This is a genomic window from Peteryoungia aggregata LMG 23059, assembly GCF_030814435.1.
Taxonomy (GTDB): Bacteria; Pseudomonadota; Alphaproteobacteria; order Rhizobiales; family Rhizobiaceae; genus Allorhizobium; species Allorhizobium aggregatum.
Map to the genome: position 1 here is coordinate 14,591 of NZ_JAUSUW010000022.1, position 21,505 is coordinate 36,095.

Genomic DNA, 21,505 nt, shown 5'->3' on the forward strand with positions numbered 1-21,505 from the left:
AAAAATCCAGTGAGCCAAAATGTCGATCTCGACCACCGCCACGGCGCATCTTGCCTCCACGGCCGAACAGGAGGCCTATCTCCACCTACAGCGTGCCCTGCGTGTTGGTCGCTACAAGCCGGGTGAGCGGTTGATCCCGGAAGAAATCGCGACCGAAATCGGCATGAGCCGCATGCCGGTTCGCGAAGCGTTCCGCAGGCTCGCGGCAGACGGGCTCGTGACGCTGCGCCCCAATCGCGGCTGCGTTGTCGCAGGCCTCACACTCGACGAGATCCATGAGACCTTCGAGATCCGTTCGGTGCTCGAGGGTCTGGCTGTCCGCCTCGCCACGCCGCAGATGAATTCCGAAGCCTTCGAAGAACTCGAGCGCCTGTTGGAACGCATGGAACGCGCCGGACAATCGGGCAGCAGCGACTGGGTCATCCGCCACCAGGAGTTCCACGCCTTCATCTTTGGCCTGAGCAACCGCCCGAAGCTGATCCGACAGATCACGGCGCTGCATGTGGTGATCGAGCCCTACATGCGCATCTGGTTCGACTATGTCGACAAGCCGCTCTCTGCCCGCGAAGAGCATCAGAAACTGATTGACGTATTGAGGTCTGGCGATGCCCGCCAAGCCGAGGCCGTCATGCAGGAACACATCATCGAAACGGCATCCATGATTGCCGACTACGCCAGTCCCGAGCGCCCCTGAAGCTCGGTCTGATCATTTGTCCTGAACCGGGGATACATCCGGCATGGACGGGGAACCGCCGTCATCCACGGCACAACAAAGAAGAGGAAAAGTCATGACGATCAATCGCATGGCCGCGCTCGCGGCTATCTTCACCACACTTGCATTCACCCAACCGGTTCTGGCGCAGGATGCACCGAAGTCCATCAAGATCGCGACCGAAGGCGCCTATGCGCCCTGGAATTTCACCACGGCGGACGGCAAGCTCGACGGCCTCGAGATCGAGCTGGCAAACGATCTCTGCGCCCGCATGAAGGTCACCTGCGAAATCGTCTCCCAGGATTGGGACGGCTTGATCCCCTCGCTCACCGTCGGCAAGTTCGACGTCATCATGGCGAGCATGTTCATCACCCCGAAGCGCCTGGAAACCATCGACTTCACCCAGCCTTACGCCGTAGACCCCTCAGGCTTCGCGGTCGCCAAGGACAGCGAGCTCGGCAAGCTCGGCATGTCCGCCGAGAAGTTCAAGCTGGAGGATGAAGCGGCCGCAGCTGCGGCGATCGACAAGTTGAAGCCGCTGCTTCAGGGCAAGATCGTCGGCGTACAGGCCGCCACCACCAACCTCGACTTCATCAAGAAGTACTTCGGCGACACCGTCGAGATCCGCGAATACAAGACCACCGAACAGCACGATCTTGACCTCGCCGCCGGCCGCATCGACGCACTCTTTGCCCAGCAGACGGCACTGGCCGCGACGCTCGCCAAGCCGGAATTCGCCGACTACACGATCGCCGGCCCGGGCTTTGTCGGTGGCGTCTTCGGCCTCGGCACCGGCGCTGGCCTGCGCAAGGCGGATACCAAGCTCAAGGACATGCTGAACGCAGCCATCGACTCCGCGATTGCGGATGGCACCATCAAGCGCATCTCCGAGAAGTGGGTCGGCACCGACGTCACCCCGGTCAAGTAATCAAGGCGGACCGACTGCAGCCGGAGTTCTCGTAACTCCGGCTGCAGGAGTGCCATAAAGGGGTTCGCCCGCATGCTTGAAAAACTGCATCTGCTCGGTTTCGCCGAAGGCGGGTGGGGCGCTGCGCTGCTCGGCGCAGCCGCGATGACCCTGCTCCTGTCCATCCTGGGCTTCCTGCTCGGAGCCGTCTTTGGTGCCCTTGGTGCCACAGGCGCTTTGTCGTCGAAACGTGTCCCGAGATTCCTTGCCGCAGCCTATGGCACCGTCTTTCGTGGCATTCCGGATCTTCTGACGATCTACCTCTTCTACTACGGCGGCAGCGTTGCCCTCACCGCGATCGCCAAAAGCTTCGGTTCTGAAGGCTTCGTCGGCCTGCCATCGCTGGCAACAGGCGTCATCGCGCTTGGCATCATCTCCGGCGCCTACCAGGCGGAAGTCTATCGCGGCGCCTATCTGGCGGTCGAGCGCGGACAGTTCGACGCGGCGAAAGCCTTGGCCCTCTCGCGCCTGCAAATGCTGCGCCTCGTCATCATTCCCCAGCTGATGCGCCATGCAATCCCGGGTCTCAGCAATGTCTGGCAGCTGGTGCTGAAGGATTCCGCCCTGATCTCCGTGATTGGCCTCGTCGAATTGATGCGCCAGGCGCAGATCGGTGCCGGCTCCACCCGAGAGCCCTTCCTCTTCTACCTCGCAGCCGCCGCGCTCTATTTCGTGATCGCCGGCATCACCGGACAGGTGTTCCGCGTCGCCGAAACGCGCACATCCCGGGGGATCATGCATCGATGATCGACATCGGCTTCTTTCTCGAAATCATACCGAAGCTTCTATCAGGCGTGCCTTTGACGCTGCAATTGGCCGGCACCTCCATCCTGCTAGGTTTCGTCATCGCGCTCTTGCTGGCGCTCGCACAGCAGGGCGAGCACAGGCTTGTCGTCTGGCCCATCAGAACCTTCGTTGCCGTCTTTCGCGGCACGCCCCTGCTCGTGCAGATCTTCCTGATCTATTACGGCCTTGGCCAGTTCCGCCCCTCCCTTCAGGCGATTGGCCTCTGGGGGCTGTTTCGCGAACCCTATTGGTGCGCAATCCTTGCCCTCACGCTGAACACAGCCGCCTATGGCAGCGAGATCCTGCGTGGCGCGATCAAGAACGTCCCGCGCGGCTTGGGTGAAGCCGCAAAGGCACTTGGCATGTCCCGCGTCCTGACCCTTCGCCTCGTTATCCTGCCGATCGCCCTGCGCCAGGCGATCCCCTCCTATGGCAACGAGATCATCCTGATGGTGAAGGGCACCTCGCTGGCCTCGATCATCACGCTGATGGAGGTGACCGGTATCGCCCAGGGCCTTATTTCCCAGAGCTACCGGGCGATTGAGGTCTTCATCGCGGCGGGTGCAATCTATCTTTTCATCAACTTCCTGATCGTCCGGGCACTCGCCTACCTGGAGATCCGCATGACACCTTACAGATCCCACGGCTGACGCAGTGGCAAAAGAGAATACGAGGAGACTGACAAGGATGCGCAATTTCGAAAAGCCGACGCGATCGGTGGCCGTGTCGGCCAAAGCCATGGCCGCAACCTCCCACCCCTATGCCACACTGACGGCCATCAACATCCTGCAGGCCGGTGGCAACGCCATGGATGCAGCGATTGCCGCCTGCGCCGTGCAATGCGTCGTGGAACCAGGCTCGACGGGCATCGGCGGCGACTGCTTCGCGCTCTATGCCCCGAAGGGCGGCGCTGAAGTCATCGCCTATAACGGTTCGGGCCGCACGCCAAAGGCCTTGACGATCGACTGGTTCGAAGAGCGCGGCCTGACCGAAGTCCCGCGCCAGTCCCCATCGGCCGTTACGATCCCAGGTGCAATCGATGCCTGGACACGCCTCCACGCCGACCACGGTCGGCTGCCCTTGGCCGAGGTGCTCGCACCCGCCATTCGCTATGCCGAGGAAGGCTATGCCATCTCGCCGCGGGTCCACCGCGACTGGAAGAAGGAGGAGGAACTTCTCGCCGCAGACAAGGCGGCCGCCGATATCTTCCTGCCCGACGGTCGCGCACCGCGCATCGGCGAAACGCACCGCCAGCCGAAGCTTGCCGCAACGCTGCGCAAGATCGCCGCCGAAGGCCGCGACGGCTTCTACAAGGGGTCCGTCGCCGAAGACATGGTGGCGCATCTCAACGCCCATGGCGGTCTCCATACACTGGAGGATTTTGCAGAAGCGCAAGGCGAATACGTCACCCCGGTCACCACCGACTTCCGTGGCTACACCGTCCACGAATGCCCCCCGAACGGGCAGGGCATCATCGCGCTGCTGATCCTCAACATCCTCTCCTGCTTCGACAATAAGCTGGAACCGCAGTCTCCCGATCGCCTGCATCTGGAGATCGAGGCCACCCGCCTCGCCTATGCCGCGCGCGACGCCTGGGTTGCCGATCCCGCCAAGGCGAACGTGCCGATCGATGAACTCCTTTCAGCCGACTTCGCGCGGGGACTGGCCGAGAAGATCGACCTGACCCACGCAATGACCGAGCTGCCGGATTTCGAGATGCCGCTGCATCGCGACACCGTCTACATCTCGATCGTCGACGAAGATCGCAATGCGGTCAGCTTCATCAACTCGATCTTCGACAGCTTCGGCACCGGTCTGGTCGCACCGAACTCGGGCGTGATCCTGCACAATCGCGGCCAGAGTTTCTCGCTCAAGCGTGGGCACCCCAACATGATAGCGCCTGAAAAGCGCCCGCTGCACACCATCATCCCCGGCATGGTCACCCGCAACGGCCGCACGGAAATGTCCTTCGGCGTGATGGGCGGCTATTACCAGGCCATGGGCCATGCGCATCTCATCTCCAAGGTCGTCGACTACGACATGGACATGCAGGATGCGATCGATCTGCCGCGCCTGATCCCCGTCGGCGGCAAGGTCCCGCGCGTTGAAGCCGAACACACTGTTCCGCCGGAGACGGTGGCCGAACTGACCCGCCGGGGCTTCGAAATCGTCCCCGCCGAAGATCCGATCGGCGGCGCGCAGGTGATCCGCATTGACTGGGAAAACGGCACGCTTGCGGGCGCATCTGAATCGCGGAAGGATGGGATTGCATTTGGCTATTGAGGTGCGCGAGACCCAAGCCGGATGAAATGCAAGGACAGAAAAAGGGAGGGCCCGGAACGCATCAGGGCCTTCGCAAGTACCAATTCCAAAAGCGTTCCCACGGTTGATTGGCGTGAGTGACCGGTATGCTCCCTTTGCTATCAGCACCCTTCAGAGAAGCGGCGACGCGTTACACGCACACGAGGCTGCGGGGCGCCTGTGAGTTTGGAGCATCTGTGCCCGAATGGCCGCAGGAGCATACCCAGCTCTCTTCCGGTCTCTTCATCGGAGAGTGTGAAACTATCAGTCTGGACAACCTGCTGCTGATAAGGGAAGTCACGAACCAATCCCTGATCAAAAGCGGGTCTTGCTGGCCGGGCTCCGTGGTGCTGAGCCTACCCTTGCAGGCCTCTGGAAATGCCTGGACGGGTGGCCACAGGATTGACGCACCCTGCGGCTTGCTGTCGAGCGGGGCCAACCTGCCGGAAATCATCACGCCGACCGCCCTTGATCTCGTATCTGTTGTCTTCGACCAACACTGGTTCGCCCATAGCGCCCTGATGGCCGGACACCACGAACTCAGTCAACGGATATGGCGGCACGAGAGCATGGTGCTGGCACCCGCGCCACTCCTGAAGCTTCAACACATCTTCAAACGATCCTTCTGCACGATCGGAACCGCCCCCGGCATTCTCGACGATGGCAATGTTCGCACGCAAATCGAACACGAGATTACCTGCGCCTTGATCGAGGCGTTTCAGAGCGCGAAAACAGTCGAACCGATGCGCGACACTCCACACAAGGCGACGGCAGACTCGGCCCGCAGTCTTATTCTGTCGTCTCAAACCGAACAGATGGATATCGAAGAGATCTGCAAGGTTCTGCGCGTTAGCCGGCGGCATCTGCAAAACTGTTTTCAGCGTTCATATGGCCAAAGCGCGATCCAGTTCGCAAAGGCCATCCGTCTGAACCGTGTGCGCAAGAGCATCATCAGCTTGGCCCGCCAAGACCCTTCCTGTACAATCGGAGACATCGCATCCGACCATGGCTTCTGGCACCTGAGCCGGTTTGCCGGCGAATATGCAAAACACTTTGGCGAACTCCCCTCCCAAACACTGATGAAGATTGCACCTCGGCAGGCGACGAGGGTCAATACAAAGGGTCGATCATAGGAACCCATAGTATCGACACTTGCTATAAGGCCGTGCCGAAATCGGATAACGGCTAGCGGACGGCTTCACTACGATCCCCCCGAACTCATCGTTTAGGGGGACAAACTCGATGAAAAACCTGAGTATTCTCAGACATGCTGCGGCTGCTTGCTGCTCTCTCCTACTTGTTTCAAATTCGGCACTCGCCGACGAACTCGGAATCACGATCACGCCGTTCGGCGTCGGTGACTTCGGAGCGGGACAGCTTCCGCCGCCGACACCGGTCGGGACCATTGCCATCTCCACGTCCTACTACTCAGCCAGGGTGAACAAGAACGGAAACGGCGACGACGCGGGTGACAACTACCGGAACGATGTGAAGTCGGTTGCGCTCGCCTATATCCGGATGACGGAAACTGAGTTCCTGAATGCCAACTACGGCTTCGGTATCGTGATCCCCTTCATTGACATCAAGGGCTCCATCACTCCGGTTGGCGCCGGCACGACGCTGAGCAACGGCATGTCTGGCATCGGTGACGTGCAGTTTGTTCCGATCATCCTGCAATGGAATGTCAGCGAACAGTTCCAGATGAATGCGTCGCTGCAGGTCCAGGCTCCGACAGGGGAATACAACACGACCGACGCCTTCACTGTTGGCGTCAATCACTGGGCAATCGCACCGGTCGTCGCAGCAACCTACATTACCGAGACCGGGCTGGAGTTTTCGACACGAGTCGAGCTGAACTTCAACACGAAGAACATCGCGAATGATCATGTGAGCGGTGTCGGCTACAAGCAGGAATTCGCTGTTGGTCAGCACTTCGGGCCGTTTACCATCGGGCTCGGCGGCTACGGCTACGCCAACGTCACCGACGACTCCGGCAGTGCAACCAGCGCGAACAAGGGCCGCGTCTTCGCCCTTGGACCGGCAATCACCTACTTCCAGCCCGGCATGCCGTTGATCGGTTTTCATGCCTACAAGGAGTTCGGCGCACGCAACCGACCGGAAGGCTACAACGTGGCACTCCGAGTGGGCATGACGTTCTAAGCGGAACTGAGGGCGGGCCTCGACATAGCGGGGCCCGCCTGCAAGATCGCGCGATCAATTCGCGTTTCACGCGACTTCTTTCAGATATAAATCGCAGACATGCTTTCGACTGCAGTATTTGCAACGGAGCAAGACGACATCAATCCGGAACTCCATTGGATAAAGCGCTGGCGCGAGCTTCGACAGGAAGCAGCGCCTTTCGCCGTACATCGAAATCGCTTTGATGTGAGCGCAACTGATACTGCCGAGACCTCGTTCTTGCTTCAGGCGGTTAAAGCCGCTGGTCTGAAACACGTGACGCGCTATGCAGCCGTTATCCGGGTTTCGGAAATGTCGTGACCAACGGATAGCCTCCACGCCCCAAATACACGCCTCATCGGCCCAGAACGCCCACGTCGTCCGGAGAACGCGGTGTTCAGCAACGGCAGGCCATGCAGCACACGTCCTCCCATATAAACAGCCGCCTTCGAACTGTCAGTTAGAGTAGTCTTAAGACTGACCGAGCTAATATGCTTCCAACCATTAGAAACGGGCGAAGTCTAACGACCAGCCACGGAGTTGGCCATCTGCATCGCGAGGTAGTTTTCCGATCTTGTCTGTTAATCTCCTGAACTCGGATCAAACGGCTCGCTACACCGACGCGAGAGGGCCCTATCAGATCAACTGGCGCCCACCCAAACCCCTTGCTTTCGTCGATTTCATGCGCTTTGGCGAAGTCTGCGCTGACCAAGCACAACTTACAGGAAATGCCTGATGCCCATGAAAGGCTTAAGCCTTCGCAGCAAGCTCATGCTGCCGGTGTTGATTGTCGGCGCCTTTGCGATGGTGATGGCGGTCTTCACGCTTATGAGCCTGAGGGATGCGCTGATCAAGAACTCCATCGACAAGGTCCATGCCATGGTGGACGCGGCAAAGAATATCGCCGTCGTCAATCATGCATTGGTACTCGACGGGAAGCTGACCCTGGCAGAGGCTCAGGAGCGGACCCGAGACGCTATCCGGGCCATGGAATTCGATGGCGGGTCTCGGGTGTTTGCATTTGACGAACAGGGTATCCGGATTGTCAGTGACACAGAGGAAAACGAGGGTACCAGCGCCTGGAAATCCCCGCATACGCAGTCGATGATCCAGCAGGCGCTGGCCGGAGGCGGTATCACTTACTATCGGGGAGCTCGGACACTCAACGGCGTGGTCACCACACAGAACCCGAAGGCCGCGTGGTCGGAACACTTTGCGCCATGGGGCTGGGTGATTGCCTCGGCGGCCTACACCGAAGATGTGCAGACTGCATTTCTGAAACGGCTGGCCACAGTCACAGTCGCATTTCTCATCGCTGCTTCCGTCGTCACTTTTGCGGTTCGACGGATAATTCGCGATCTGAGAGAGCCGATTGATCGGTTAACGCAGAAAATGATGCGATTGGCCGATGGCGATCCGAACTTCGAGGTAACCGACCAGGATCGGCGGGACTCGATTGGTGACATGGCCCGTGCCATGAAGGTCTTGACCCACTACGAACGGGAACGGCATGAATTGCAAATCGAACTAAGGCAGCTCGCCTTCACGGACCGTCTGACCGGGTTACAAAACCGAACAGCATTGAATGACCAGCTTCCACGCGCTGTCGAAGAAGCAATGTCGAAGAACAATCAGTGCTCGCTTCTGATTGTTGATGTGGATCGTTTCAAGACAATCAACGAGATCCTCGGCCACAATGCCGGAGACGCGGTGCTTCTCGATATCGCGAGCCGTCTGGAACGCGCCGTTGGGACCCAAGGCTCGGTTGGTCGATTGGCGGCAGATGAATTCTACATCATCGTGCCGGACGTGGAAGCCGCAGGCGGTCTGCCGCAACTGATCGAAATCATACAATCTCATATCGCAGTACCGATATCCGTCGGTGGTGAAACAATCAGTGTGACCGCGAGTATCGGCATGGCATCCTTGCCCAAGGATACGACATGCGCCAAGGATTTGCTTCGCTTTGCCGACACGGCCCTTCATGTGGCAAAGGAGGCAGGCGGGAACCTCGCCAGGGACTACGCCCCTGAAATGAGCGAGGACATCGCCGCACGGTTTCGAACCGAGGCAATGATCAATGATGCTCTCCAGAAAGACGAATTTGTCGCCTACTATCAGGCGAAGGTAGATCTTTCATCGGGAGAAATCATCGGGGCCGAAGCGCTCTGCAGATGGCGCAACGGCGATAACGGTTTCATCGCCCCATCGACCTTTATCCCGATTGCCGAAGAAACTGGCCAGATCGTCCATATCGGCGAGGTCATTCTGCGATCCGCTTGCACCTTTGCCGTCGAATGCAATCAGAGGAGTGGAAAGCAATTCGTGGTCGCCGTCAACATTTCGGCACGGCAGCTGATGTACGGAAATTTTCTCGCCACACTGCTTCAGAGCCTGCAAGAGACCAGCTGCCGGCCGGAATGGATCAGTCTGGAGATTACCGAAAGCCTGTTGCTCACAGACTCCGGTATGGTGATTGATACACTCAATTCGATATCAGCACTGGGTATCGAGATCGCCATCGATGACTTCGGGACCGGCTATTCAGCCTTGAGCTACCTATGCCGTTTCCCGATCTCCTGCCTGAAGATCGATCAGTCCTTTGTTCGCAACATGCTGGAGGATCCGCAGCAGGAAGTGCTCATCCGGACAATCATCAAGATGGCACAAGGCCTGGGCATGAAGACTGTTGCAGAAGGTGTCGAAACGAAAGCCATAGCGCGAAGGCTACGGCAAATGGGCTGCGAACTGGGACAAGGTTATCTTTGGCACAAGCCGAGCGACGCGGATGCCTTGCTGCACCGACTGCCGTCAGAATCGGCCAAGGTTTTTGCGAGCTCTCGCGTGTCGGCCTAGCGCCGCGACAGCGGCAATCAGATCGACGGCCTCTCGACCATGAGGCATCCCGGGCTTCGCCTCCAACTTTGACGGACCTGCATCAACGATTGAGGGAACAACTCTCCAGGATTTGCACAAACGTCTTGGTCAGCGGACGATCCATCCAGTCCTCGGACGTGGCAATCTGAAACTTGGCCTTGTAGGAAAAAAGATCAGGTCTGATTGGTCGAATTCGCCCGGCTTTCTGAAAGCTGTCGGCGTAGTGGTCGGGCAGGTAGCCGAGATAGTTGCCGGAGAGGATCAGGAACGCCTCTGCTTCCATATTCGAGACTGTGGCATGGGGATTGGAGATCGCAAAGATCTTGATATCGCGCGCCGCCCAGTAACTGCGGCCGATAATGCGGTGGACCCTGACCACATCAATGGTGATTTCATCGTCGGGAACATCAAAAAGAGGGTGCCCGCGCCCGCAATAAAAGTTCTGCAACTCGTCATAGAGGTCGATGTAACTCAATCCGAGGGCCATCCTCGGAAAGCTGCCAATGCCCAGGTCGAGTTTGCGCGCCACAATATCACGAAGCAGCTCGCCCGGCGGTCGCGTTTCGAGCGCGAGGCTGACGGAGGGCGCGGCATCGACAAGTTTGCCAACCGCATCGGCCAGTGCTGAACGGGGGTCGGAGATGATGTTGTCCACCATACCGACCGTCAGCGTTCCGGCGAGATTGGATCGCAGACCGGAGACCTTCCGGCCGAATTGATCGAGGGACCCGAACAGGCGCTGACATTCCTCGAAGACGAGGCGCCCATGCTCAGTGAGCACAAAGCCCCTGCGTCCACGTTTGCAGAGGCTGACACCCAGCCGCTGCTCAAGGGCAGTGATCTTCTCCGAAATGGTCGACAGGGACAGGTTCAGATCAGATTGTGCAGCCGAGAGGCCACCGGCCTCCACCACCCGCATGAAGATCCGCATCAAACGGATATCAACGTTATCTACGGAGAAGGACTGACGAGGATTGCCGTCAAATTTCCGCAAATTGTGGTCTCCGCGCCGCGCATCGAGCTTGTCCGCGCCATCGGAAATCGAGCTCATGCTTTAGGAATTCATCACAAAACGGTATAGACGCGGATGGTCACTTCATCCAGGGAAAACCGGCACGTCGAAATGAAAAGCCTGTCTGCAAGCCAGCTGTGAGGGCCATCCGGAGCATCGAAGACCGGGGCGGCCCGGAAATAGACCTCGTCATCATCAACAGGATCACCACGGTCCATTCGGTCTATTACATCCTTGTTTGCAATGAACAGGCCCTTGTTCTTCACATAGACACAGGTCCCGTCGACGTTCTGGATCACATAATGCGCCTCGACGACCGTCATGCCGTCAGCGCGAACCAAGGCATAGTCCGCGCCGCCGGGGAGGATCCGGCCCTCAAACTTCGGGCCGGAAACACTGCCATCGATGATCCGGAATACCACCCTGGAGCCATTGCGACCGGTGCCGAGTTCCAGAGGCTTGGAGACCTTCGCGCGGATCTCGAAGGCAAATTCCGAATTGATTGCGTCAACCATGTCTCAGTCACGCCTGGTAGGTTATGCGTCCAGCGCAGATCGTGTAGGCGGGCGCGACGGTCTCGATCACCTTCGGATCGACGGCGTCCAGAACGGTGTCCCAGACCACGATGTCGGCCGCGAAGCCCGGCTTCAACTGCCCTTTCCAGTCTTCGGCAAACTCGGCGAAGGCGGCCTTCGTCGTATAGGCGTCGAGCGCTTCCATGAGTGTCTGGCGGTTATCCGGCAGATCGTCTGCCCATCGCTGACGCGTCATCGCGGAATGGATCGATCGCATCGGCGAGACGGGTGAAACCGGCCAGTCCGACGAGAAGATGAGGTCAACGCCCGCAGTTCTGATCGCACGCCAGGCATAGGCGCGCTTCCAGTTGCTACGGCCGATGCGTGTGAGCGTCGGCTCCAGGGGGAGCCCCATCTGGCCCGGCGGATGCGGAGGCTGCATGGACGCGATAATCTGCAACTCTGCCATGCGCTGAATATCGACATCGCGAACGACTTCAATGTGCTCGATGCGGTGACGGCTGTCGCGGGCACCATTGGCGATCCGCGCCGCAATATAACCATCAATGACGCTGGCCACGGCTCCATCGCCGATCGAGTGGACGGCAATCTGCAGGCCACGCTTGTCGGCCTCGGTGCAGATGCGGTTGAAGGTTTCCTGATCGAAGCGCGGCTCGCCTTTCCAGCCCGGACGATCAGCATAATCGTCATACATCAGCGCCGTATGGGAATCGAGAACACCGTCCATGAACACCTTGACGGTACCCGAGTTCAGCCACTCGCCGTTGAAATCGGCGCGCATCTGGGCGGCCTTGTCCATCTGCTCGACGATGTCGCCGCTGACGTAATGCAAGGGCACACGCCCGCGGCAAATCAGATTGCCCTCTGCCTGGATTTCGGACAGCAGTTCGAGCTGATAGCGATTGCCATCCATGTTCTGAAAGCTGGTGATACCGTGGCTGGCCAGATGATGAAGACCCCGCTTGATCAGCTCCCGATCAAAGGCGCGATCAGCAGCGGTCGGTGCAATTTCAGGCTCATCGCCCGTGCTGAGACCGAGGCGATCACGACCAGCGCTTGCACTGAGCGCCATGACGTCGTCGAATGCGTAATGTTCACGCAACTCACCATTTGCCAGACCGTCATCGCCCATGACGATCTCGTTGCCTGACGGCAGCTGGCGGCCTTCCAGAATCCCGGCCTTGGTCAGGGCGATCGTGTTCGCCCAAACCGTGTGATGATCCGGCGACATCAGCGCCAGTGGCCGGTCGGCAAGGATGGAATCCAGAATGTGTCGATCGAGACCGCGACCATCGCCAAGAATGGTGTAGTCGGCCGTATTCGCGATCAGCAGCGGATCATTCGGCTTCGAGGCAGCATAGGCCTGGACGGCAGCCTTCAAAGCTTCGTAGCCCTTGACGTTGTAAAGCGACAGCTGGTCGAGTTCGGCCGAACCGCCGAAGATATGGATATGGCTTTCATTGATGCCGGGCGTGACCGTCTTGCCCTGGGCATCGATCAGCTTCGTGTCGGGACCACGGTAGGCAGCGACATCGTCATAGCTGCCAACAGCCAAGATGCGGCCGCCGGCCACCGCAATGGCATCGGCCTGCGGCTGGTGTGCGTTCATGGTGATGACGCGGCCGTTCGTAATGATCAGGTCGGCAGTAGTGGCCATGGGTTTTCCTCCAGAGATACGGCGTGGAAGTGCGGTCGAACCGCCTTCCTGTTTTGATTACTCGACTGTCAGGTAGTATTTCCGGCAGGTTTCCAGCACCTCGAACCGGCCGTTGAACCCCTTCTGCATGGCATAGGTGTCGCCGGCACCGAAGACCTGTGCAGCGCCGCCATCCGGCGTGATGCAAACCTTGCCAGAGATGATATGGGCCAGCTCGTTGAAGGGGTAATCGTCCATGCGTTCGGCATAGGGCGTTGCCTCCCAGATACCACAGGTCTGGGTACCCTCGGAAAAGATGACGGTGCCCTGCTCGGTCGGGGCAGGCGTCAGCAGGCTTTCGGCGGGAACAACCTGGCAGCTCTCCAGACCGTTCGGGCCATCTGGTGTCAGGGCGATAATCTTCGACATGCGTTCAGTCCTGAATTCTAGCGATGGATTAGTTTTGGATGGTGACGTGCTTGACGGCGCAATAGGCCGACAGGCCCCACGGACCGAGCTCGCGACCGATACCGCTGGCCTTGAAACCGCCCCAGGCGGTGTTCGGGAAGATGATCTGCGGCGTGTTGATCCAGATGTGACCCGCATCAATCCGATCTGCGATCTTGGCCGCGCGGTCGCCATCGCACCCGACAACCGTGGCCGCCAGGCCGAAATCGGTATCGTTCGCCAGGAAGACGGCCTCATCCTCCGTGCTGAAGCTGCGGATGGCGAGTACGGGACCGAAGATCTCATCCCGCCAGATCGCATGGTCCATCGGTACGTCGCGGAAGATTGTCGGCTGGACGAAGAAACCGGGACGATCCTGTTCGATGCTGCCACCGGTCAGACACTGGAGCGCGTCTGCCTTTGCCTGGGCAAGAAATTCACCGACCTTGGCCCATTGCGCCGCCGTCGTCAGAGGGCCCATTTCGCCATCGTCCCGGTCATGTCCGGCCACCACCAGGGCCTTCGCCCTGGCGACGAGCGCCTCCGTAAAGTCGCTGGCGATACGGTCGGCCACAAGCAGCCTGGATGTGGCGGAACACATCTGACCGCAATTGAAGAAGATGCCGGCAGCAACGATATCGGCGGCCTGGGAGATATCGGCATCGTCAAGGACGACGATCGGCGACTTGCCGCCGAGCTCCAGCGAGACCGGCACCGAGCGCCGCGCAGCAGCCGCCATGACCCGCGAACCGGTCGCATTGGAGCCGGTGAAGGAGATCTTGCGAAAGCGACGATCAGAACACAGGGCCGCCCCGACATCGCCACCACCGGGCACGATGTTCAAAACACCTGCCGGCAAGCCTGCTTCCGGCGCGAGGTCGCCGTAGACGAGCTCAGCCAGCGTCGTGAACTCCGATGGCTTCAACACCGCCGTGCAACCGACCGCCAGCGCAGGTGCGAGCTTCCAGGCCGTCGTGACCATGGGAAAGTTCCACGGCACGATCAGCGCGACGGGCCCCAGCGGCTCGAAATGTGTTCGCCCTGAAAGACCGTCCTGCGCCAATAGAACGGCAGAGCCCTGGCGACCATCCAGTTCACAGGCCAGATCGGCGTAATAGTCGAAGGTCGCGGCGGCGTCCTCGACATCGATTTCCGCTTCGAAGCGCGGCTTGCCGTTGTTGAGACGCTGCAGAGCGATCAGTTCGTCCTTGCGGGCGCGAAGTCCGGCCGCAAAGGCACGCAGGTAGTCGGCACGCTTGGATCCGCCCAGGTGTCGCCAGCCGTCAAAGGCATCCTGAGAGGCCTGCGCGGCGTCCGAAACCTGGTCAGCAGAGGCCGCCAGGAATTCGGCAAACACCCGACCGCTCGTCGGATCGATCGCCGGCAAGGCAGAGCCGGAACGCCCTGCATGCCAAGCGCCATTGATAAAGACAGTCTGAGACCTGTTGATCAGGGCAGACAGGTCGGGTCCACCGGCTACATGTGCGAAAGAGGTCATCATAGCGGGAAACCCATCCGGTGCACCATGTTGATCCAGAGCTTGCGCCAGCCGCCCTTCTGGTCGACTTCATCGAGCGCATACATGGTGAGCTTGGCTCCGATCCACCGGAAGGGTTCCGGCGGAATCCAGTTCGGCAGCGTCCGAGCAAAATCCAGATCGAGATCCGGCCCTGTCTTCCCGTCTAGGATGTCGAGGCCGATATTGGCGCCGAAACGGGTGGTGGTTACGCCGAAACCGGAATAGCCACCCGCATAGATGCCCTTGCCGCCGTAGTAGCGCTGGAAGTGCACCGCCAGGCGCATGGTCAGATCGATCGGACCGGACCAGGCATGGGTGAACTTCACGTCATGCAGCTGCGGGAAGGTATTGAAGAAATAGCCGGCCAGCCGCTCATAGGTCTCGATCTGACGATCCTGGGCCGGATCCGTATTGTTGTTGAAGAAGTAGCCGACCCGGCCGCCAAAGATGATACGGTTGTCCGAAGTCAGACGCGTGTAGTTCAGCTGTGTCCGCGTGTCATAAACGCCCTGTCTGTTCTTCCAGCCAAGCCGCGCAAGCTGCTCTTCCGTCAGAGGCTCGGTCGCGATAACCCGGTCGCGAACGGCGACGATGCGGCTCTTGATCTTCTTGTGACCCGCATTCCAGGCATTCGTGGCAAACAGCACCTTGGGTGCCTTGACCCGACCATCATGCGTGATGATCGTCAGGGTCGAGCCATTGTCCTCGACGCCGGTCATTGGCGTATGTTCGTAGATCCGCACACCCAGGCTCAAGGCGACACGCTTCAGGCCCCAGGCCAGCTTGGCCGGATGCACGATACCGCTGCGCTCGCGCGACCACATGGCCCCCTCGAAAATTGGAGATGCCAGTTCGGCCTGTGCCTGTTCGCGGTCCAGAAGCACAACATTGTGGCCATGCCGCTTGGCGAGCTCATATTCGTCCTGCAGCTCCTGAAGATGCGACTTGGCCACGGCCACGGTCATCTCGCCTGTCCATTCCAGGTCGGCATCGATGCCATGCTCATCGATCGTCTTCTGCCATCCGTCCAAGTTGGCCTTGCCAAGGCGCTCCAGCGCGGCAAGGTCATTCGGGAAGATCCGGTTGGCATTGTAGAGGCCGTGCATGACCGAGGTCGACACGATACCGCCCGGACGACCGGACGCGCCATGGCCGACCTTGCCGGCCTCGATGATCACGACGTCACGACCTGGGTTTTCCTGCTTTGCCAGAATGGCGGCCCACAGACCGGTGAACCCACCCCCGACAATCGCCAGATCAGCATCGGTCGGACCGACCAGGTGCATTTCCGAGCCTGGAGCCAGCTTGTTGTCCAGCCAGAAGGGGTAGAGCGTGGCATCGGCCAGAGCTCTGCGAATTGCGATCATTTTGAATGTGCTCCGAGCAGTTTCGGAAGATCACCAAAGCGGGCGACCAGCGAAAAGATGATGACGGTGAGCGCGACAAAGAACACGGAGGCGGAAGCCATGACCGGTGTGTAGCCGTAGCGCAGTGAGTTGAAGATCTTCATCGGCAGTGTTTCGATGACGGCACCGACCGTCATGTAGGCAACGAGATACTCGTTGAGCGAGACGACGAAGGCGAAGGCAAAGCCCGAAATCACGTAGGGTCGAACAAGCGGAAAGACGATCGTCTTGAGGATCACCGTGTTGTCGGCACCCATGGTTGCTGCCGCCTCCGGAAGACTGTCGTCGAGCGAGCCGAAACCGAGCGACAGGGACACCAATGGCAGAGAAACCAGAAAGATCCCATGGCTGATGACGACAGTCCATGTCTGGCCGTACAGTCCCGCCTGCGTCCAGAAGGAAAGGAACCCAAGCGCGGTGATCACGGGAGGCAGCAGGAAGGGCATCAGGCCGATCGCAAGAATGCCCTTCACCCAGCCGATGCGATAGCGCCAGTTGAACCAGGCAAGCGGAAAGGCGATGGCCACGGCAAGAGCCGCCGACAGGAAGGCAACGATCACGCTGTTGAGCAGCGCCCCCGACCAGTCCGGCAGTCGGAAGAGGTCCAGATACCAGGACAGATTGAAGCCCTGAGGCGGGAAGGTCAAAGACTTCCGCTCGTTCACCGACACGCCGAGAACGACAAGCAGCGGCGCACTCATCAGCAGTGCGAGAACGGAAAAGAAGATCCGACGAACAGCGACCTGGCTCACGATGCATTCTCCTTGCGGCCAAACAGGACAACGGTGCCAACGATCAGCAGGGTGACGATGACGAGGAACACCGCAAGCGCCGCAGCAAAGGGGATGTTCGACTGCATCAGGGCCTGGTCGCTGATTGCCACCGACAAGGTCCAATGCTGCGGACGCCCGAGGATCTGCGGCATGAGATAGGTGCCCAAAGTGAAGACGAGAATCATCAGGAAGGTCGTGACGATGGTGTTCCGCTGCATGGGCAACACAACGATGAAGAACGTCCGCAATGGGGAAGTCCCGAGCGTGCGCGCAGCCTCTTCGATAGACGGATCCACCCGCGACAGGATCGGGTAGAGCACAAGCACGGCATAGGGAATGGCCGTATAGACCACGCCAGCGATCAAGGCGCCGAGCCCTGGCGCATAAGAGGCCGGTCGGTCGAGAAGCCCGAGAAAGACGAACAGATTACTGACACCTGCGGTCCTCGAAAGGATCGTGCTCCAGGCGAAGCCGATAATCGATTCCGACAGCGACAGGATGGAGAGCATGAAGATCAGCCACACGACCTGCGTTGACCGGGGCGAATTGACCAGCAGATACGAAAAAGGAAAGGCAATCACGATGGAGATTGCCGCAACCGCCAGCGCCAGTCCGAACGACGCGACCAGGAGCCCCACGAAGAACGGGCTGATCAGCCGACGATAATTGTCGAGATTGAGGATCTCTTCATAAAGACCGCCACCGAGGTTCTTGTAAAAGGAAATCAGGATCATCGAGCCAAAAGGCACAACGAAGAACATCACCAGCACGGCCGCCGGCAAGATCAGCGGGACATATCCGGTCAGATTCTGAGGTCTGGTCGTGTTCATGACTTACCTCAACACGACACAGGCCGAGCCTGGAACATGAACATGCACCGTGTCGCCCAGATCAAAAGGCAAGTGCTCTCGCGGCGACATCACGACGATCAGGTCCTTGGCGAGGCCCGGCACGGCGACATTCACTTCCAGGCTTGAGCCAAGGTGCCGGATGAAGGCAACCGTGCCGGCCACTGTGCTGTCACCGGCAGCGGACTGCAACGTCAGGTCCTCGGGACGAGCGGAGAAATTCACTTTGCCGCCCGCGGCAACGCCGTCGATCAGCACCTGTCCACCCGGAACCACGACACGGCCACCGACTTTCGCATCCCCCTCAATGAGGTTCGCCACCCCGATAAAGTCTGCCACGAAGGCATTGGCTGGCGAGCGATAGATTTCAACGGGCGGCGCGATCTGTTGGATAACCCCACCGGACATGACAACCACCAGGTCCGCCGTGGTCATGGCTTCCCGCTGGTCATGCGTGACGAGGAAGGTGGTGATGCCGAGCTCCTGCTGCAGCCGCTTCACCTCGACCTGCATGGCCTCGCGCAGCTTCGCGTCCAGAGCTGACATCGGCTCGTCGAGCAGGAACAGCTTCGGCTTCAGGGCGAGCGCTCTGGCGATCGCGATGCGCTGTCTCTGACCGCCGGACAGCTGCGTGATCGCCCGATCAGCGACACCCGGAAGGTGCACGAGATCGAGAAGGCGCTGAACCTCGCGATCCTGGACCTCCTTTGACGCCCCCCGGATGCGCAGGGGATAGGCGATGTTTTCCCCGACCGTCAGGTGCGGGAAAAGGGCAAGCGACTGGAACACCATGCCGAAGTCACGCAGATGCGCTGGCACTTCGGTGATATCCTTGCCGTCCAGCAAGACCTTGCCGCTGGTGGTCGCTTCGAGGCCTGCGATGATGCGCAACAAAGTCGACTTCCCGCAGCCGGAAGGCCCGAGCAGACAGACGAACTGACCGTTGGCCACACTCAACGAGATGTTGCTCAGGGCGTTGACGGGGCCATAGGCCTTGTTGAGTTGGTGGATAGCCAGTCCGGACATTCGGGCACCTCAATAGAATGCGAATGGGCGCATGGCACCCATTTCGCGAAACGTTCATCAAATGGGATCGACGGGGCTGCTCAGCCCTGCTGCATCTCTGCCCAAACCTGGTTGATGAAGTCGGTCTTCATCGCCTGCATTTCGTAGTGAGGCGTGATCGGCTCGATATTCGACGAAACCGCATTGAACTCTTCATCGGTCAGGTCGAGCAGCGAACGATCGACAACAGGCGCGCTGCCAAGCTTGCGAGCCAGCTTGGCCTGTATGGCGGGCTGCGACATGTAGTCGATATACACATGGGCAAGGTCAAGGGACGGCGCAGCAGACTTCGTGATCGCCCACGAGCCATAATCGAGCAGACCGCCTTCGCTTGGCATCGTCGAGCGAACCGGGAAACCGTCCAGGATCGCGAGACCGGTGACGTCATGATAGTACTGGCCCATCGGGATTTCACCCGACTTTAGCGCCTGCTCGAATTGAGCCTCGTCGCGATACCAGAGCCGAACATTCGGCTTGAGCTCGGCAACCTTGGCAGCGCAGGCACGAATGCCTTCGTCTGTGTCGAGGTAGTTCAAGCCTCCGAAATAGACCTTGGCAACGATTTCGAGGAGATAGGAGTTGCCGACATTGGCAAGCAGGCCGAGCGTGTCCTTGTACTTCGGATCCCACATGTCCTTCCAGGACGTCGGCGCTTCGGGAAATACGTCGGTGTTTGAAACCAGCGTGATGTACCAGCTTGTCGCCGCGACGGCCATGACCTCGCCGGCGGGGTTGGAACGTACGAGGTCCTGCTTCACATTGGCCATATTCGGCATTTTCTTCGGGTCGAGCGGGGCCCAGAGGCCGGAATTCATCCCGCGGATAACACCGACTTGGGCCATCATCGAGATGTCGACCGGCGACTTGCCGGCCTTCTCTGCCTGCTGCAGCTGGATGAGCCATGCTTCTCCCGTCGGCTCGGCGACACTCTCCACAGCTATGCCGGTCGCAGCGGTGAACTCCGGGAATACTTCAGCGTCGAAGGTATCCTTGAAATAGCCACCATACACACCGATCCGCAGCTTCTTGTCCTGCGCCCGAACAATGTTTGGGAAACCGGTGACGAGCGGCGCAACGCCCAGAGCCGAGATACCAGCAAGCACCTGGCGGCGATTGATGCGCGAAAGTCCGGACTGAGTCTTTTCCATTGAATTCCCCTTTTTTTGGCAGCGTAACTCGCTTCCAGAGAGGTTTGCCGATCCAGGATCGCGATTACATCAGGATATGCCCCTCACTCACTTCGGCGAATTCCGAACTATATCCAAGCCGGCCTGTGTCTATTCTGGGCAAAACAAATTGAGAGATTTGAAGCATGGATGACCAGACGCATATCAGGATGCTCCGTGAGAAGTATGAGAACGCTTCGGGCGGCGATATCTTTGATCCGCATTTCAAGAAGGTGGCAGAGGCCCAGTTTACCGGCGGCGATAAGCGGAAATGGCCGTTCGCGGGCGTGCCGACGCTGCTCGATGCCCCTTACAACCCGGATATCATCAACCTCCCGGACTTTGGCGGTATCGATGTTGCCCTGATCGGCGTTCCCATGGACCTCGCCGTCACCAACCGCAACGGCAGCCGCTTCGGACCGCGGGCCTTGCGAAGCGTCGAGCGCGTAGGCCCCTATGACCATGTACTCCGGGTTTCGCCGATGAGCGAAATGAAGGTTGCCGATATCGGTGATGTGCCGATGCGCAGCCGTTACGATCTCGCGCAATGCCATGCCGATATCGAAGCCTTCTACCGCACCCTGGTTACAGCCGGCGTGAAGCCACTGAGCGTCGGTGGCGACCATTCGATCACCTCATCGATCCTGAAGGCGGTCGGCGCCCGGGAACCGGTGGGCATGATCCACATTGACGCCCACTGCGACACGGCCGGTCCCTACGAAGGCACGAAATTCCAGCATGGCGGCCCGTTCCGCCTGGCAGTTCTGGACGGCGTCCTGAACCCGCGCCGGACCATCCAGATCGGCATCCGTGGTGCGGCCGAATATCTCTGGGAGTTCTCCTACGAGAGTGGCATGACGGTCATCCATGCCGAGGAAGTGGGAGAAGCAAGCATCCCGCGCCTGATTGAAAAGGCCCGGCAGATCGTCGGTGACGGACCAACCTATGTGTCGTTCGACATCGACAGCGTTGATCCAGGCTTTGCACCCGGGACGGGAACGCCGGAGGTCGGCGGTCTGCAACCACGCGAAGTGCTGCAGATCCTGCGTGGGCTTGACGGCCTCAACATTATCGGTGGCGATGTCGTCGAAGTCGCACCGCAATACGATTCGACCTCGAACACGGCCCATATCGCAGCGCAGGTCCTCCACACGATCCTGTGCCTGATGGCCAAGGCGCCGAAGTAAGGACGCAGGCGATCGGCAACGACCGCAGAACGTCCTTCGAAAAGACCGGAGGCCGCCGAACATCGGCGGCCTCGATCTCGTTGGGACTA

At 59.6% G+C, this 21,505-nt stretch carries 20 protein-coding genes; 10 read left to right on the plus strand and 10 right to left on the minus strand.

Annotated elements, in window-relative coordinates; genetic code table 11:
• The first annotated feature begins 19 nt into the window (after positions 1–19).
• The 9 genes from J2045_RS22500 to J2045_RS22540 all read left to right on the plus strand — a co-directional run bounded on the left by J2045_RS22500 (position 20) and on the right by J2045_RS22540 (position 9,800).
• The gene (locus J2045_RS22500) at positions 20–694 is read left to right on the plus strand and encodes a GntR family transcriptional regulator (protein ID WP_307377492.1); all 675 of its coding nucleotides are present in this window, start codon (positions 20–22) and stop codon (positions 692–694) included.
• 94 nt (positions 695–788) lie between these two features.
• Complete coding sequence (locus tag J2045_RS22505) at positions 789–1,640, plus strand: transporter substrate-binding domain-containing protein (protein WP_307377495.1); 852 nt, start codon at positions 789–791, stop codon at positions 1,638–1,640.
• A 72-nt stretch (positions 1,641–1,712) separates the two neighbouring features.
• The gene (locus tag J2045_RS22510) at positions 1,713–2,426 is read left to right on the plus strand and encodes an ABC transporter permease (RefSeq protein ID WP_307377498.1); all 714 of its coding nucleotides are present in this window, start codon (positions 1,713–1,715) and stop codon (positions 2,424–2,426) included.
• Positions 2,423–3,115, plus strand: a complete 693-nt coding sequence (locus J2045_RS22515; RefSeq protein ID WP_307377502.1) for an ABC transporter permease — start codon at positions 2,423–2,425, stop codon at positions 3,113–3,115. The genes J2045_RS22510 and J2045_RS22515 overlap by 4 nt, the downstream gene beginning before the upstream one ends.
• Positions 3,116–3,152: 37 nt before the next feature.
• Entirely contained in the window at positions 3,153–4,748 is a 1,596-nt protein-coding gene (ggt, locus tag J2045_RS22520; protein WP_307377505.1) for a gamma-glutamyltransferase, read from the plus strand.
• Positions 4,749–4,963: 215 nt separating this feature from the next.
• On the plus strand, positions 4,964–5,899 hold the full coding sequence (locus J2045_RS22525; RefSeq protein ID WP_307377509.1) for a helix-turn-helix domain-containing protein: 936 nt from the start codon (positions 4,964–4,966) through the stop codon (positions 5,897–5,899).
• A gap of 109 nt (positions 5,900–6,008) precedes the next feature.
• Complete coding sequence (locus tag J2045_RS22530; RefSeq protein ID WP_307377513.1) at positions 6,009–6,926, plus strand: SphA family protein; 918 nt, start codon at positions 6,009–6,011, stop codon at positions 6,924–6,926.
• 99 nt (positions 6,927–7,025) lie between these two features.
• Positions 7,026–7,265, plus strand: a complete 240-nt coding sequence (locus J2045_RS22535; RefSeq protein WP_307377517.1) for a hypothetical protein — start codon at positions 7,026–7,028, stop codon at positions 7,263–7,265.
• Positions 7,266–7,679: 414 nt separating this feature from the next.
• Positions 7,680–9,800 carry an EAL domain-containing protein gene (locus J2045_RS22540; protein ID WP_307377520.1) on the plus strand — a complete coding sequence of 707 codons (2,121 nt, stop codon included), beginning with the start codon at positions 7,680–7,682 and terminating at the stop codon, positions 9,798–9,800.
• An 82-nt stretch (positions 9,801–9,882) separates the two neighbouring features.
• On the opposite strand, the gene J2045_RS22545 is transcribed toward J2045_RS22540, so the two are convergent.
• From J2045_RS22545 to J2045_RS22590, 10 genes are all read right to left on the minus strand, one after another.
• A complete protein-coding gene (locus tag J2045_RS22545) occupies positions 9,883–10,872 on the minus strand; it encodes a LysR family transcriptional regulator (RefSeq protein WP_307377523.1) in 990 nt (329 codons plus the stop codon).
• A 14-nt stretch (positions 10,873–10,886) separates the two neighbouring features.
• Positions 10,887–11,348: a DUF3237 domain-containing protein gene (locus J2045_RS22550; RefSeq protein WP_307377524.1), complete on the minus strand. Its 462-nt coding sequence runs from the start codon at positions 11,346–11,348 to the stop codon at positions 10,887–10,889.
• 7 nt (positions 11,349–11,355) lie between these two features.
• On the minus strand, positions 11,356–13,026 hold the full coding sequence (locus tag J2045_RS22555; protein ID WP_307377527.1) for an amidohydrolase: 1,671 nt from the start codon (positions 13,024–13,026) through the stop codon (positions 11,356–11,358).
• 57 nt (positions 13,027–13,083) lie between these two features.
• Entirely contained in the window at positions 13,084–13,434 is a 351-nt protein-coding gene (locus J2045_RS22560) for a cupin domain-containing protein (RefSeq protein WP_166599094.1), read from the minus strand.
• Positions 13,435–13,462: 28 nt separating this feature from the next.
• On the minus strand, positions 13,463–14,953 hold the full coding sequence (locus J2045_RS22565; protein ID WP_307377530.1) for an aldehyde dehydrogenase family protein: 1,491 nt from the start codon (positions 14,951–14,953) through the stop codon (positions 13,463–13,465).
• Positions 14,950–16,338, minus strand: a complete 1,389-nt coding sequence (locus tag J2045_RS22570) for an NAD(P)/FAD-dependent oxidoreductase (protein ID WP_307377533.1) — start codon at positions 16,336–16,338, stop codon at positions 14,950–14,952. The genes J2045_RS22565 and J2045_RS22570 overlap by 4 nt, the downstream gene beginning before the upstream one ends.
• Positions 16,335–17,078 (minus strand): ABC transporter permease, encoded by a 744-nt coding sequence (locus J2045_RS22575; protein WP_307377571.1) that lies wholly within the window; start codon positions 17,076–17,078, stop codon positions 16,335–16,337. The genes J2045_RS22570 and J2045_RS22575 overlap by 4 nt, the downstream gene beginning before the upstream one ends.
• A gap of 47 nt (positions 17,079–17,125) precedes the next feature.
• Positions 17,126–17,980, minus strand: a complete 855-nt coding sequence (locus tag J2045_RS22580) for an ABC transporter permease (RefSeq protein WP_307377535.1) — start codon at positions 17,978–17,980, stop codon at positions 17,126–17,128.
• Between the two features lie 3 nt (positions 17,981–17,983).
• Positions 17,984–19,024, minus strand: coding sequence for an ABC transporter ATP-binding protein (locus tag J2045_RS22585; protein ID WP_307377539.1), 1,041 nt, complete (start codon positions 19,022–19,024; stop codon positions 17,984–17,986).
• An 80-nt stretch (positions 19,025–19,104) separates the two neighbouring features.
• Positions 19,105–20,211 (minus strand): ABC transporter substrate-binding protein, encoded by a 1,107-nt coding sequence (locus J2045_RS22590; protein ID WP_307377542.1) that lies wholly within the window; start codon positions 20,209–20,211, stop codon positions 19,105–19,107.
• A 164-nt stretch (positions 20,212–20,375) separates the two neighbouring features.
• Here J2045_RS22590 and speB point away from each other — a divergent pair, with 164 nt between their 5' ends.
• Positions 20,376–21,416: an agmatinase gene (gene speB / locus J2045_RS22595; protein ID WP_307377544.1), complete on the plus strand. Its 1,041-nt coding sequence runs from the start codon at positions 20,376–20,378 to the stop codon at positions 21,414–21,416.
• Positions 21,417–21,505 lie beyond the last annotated feature (89 nt).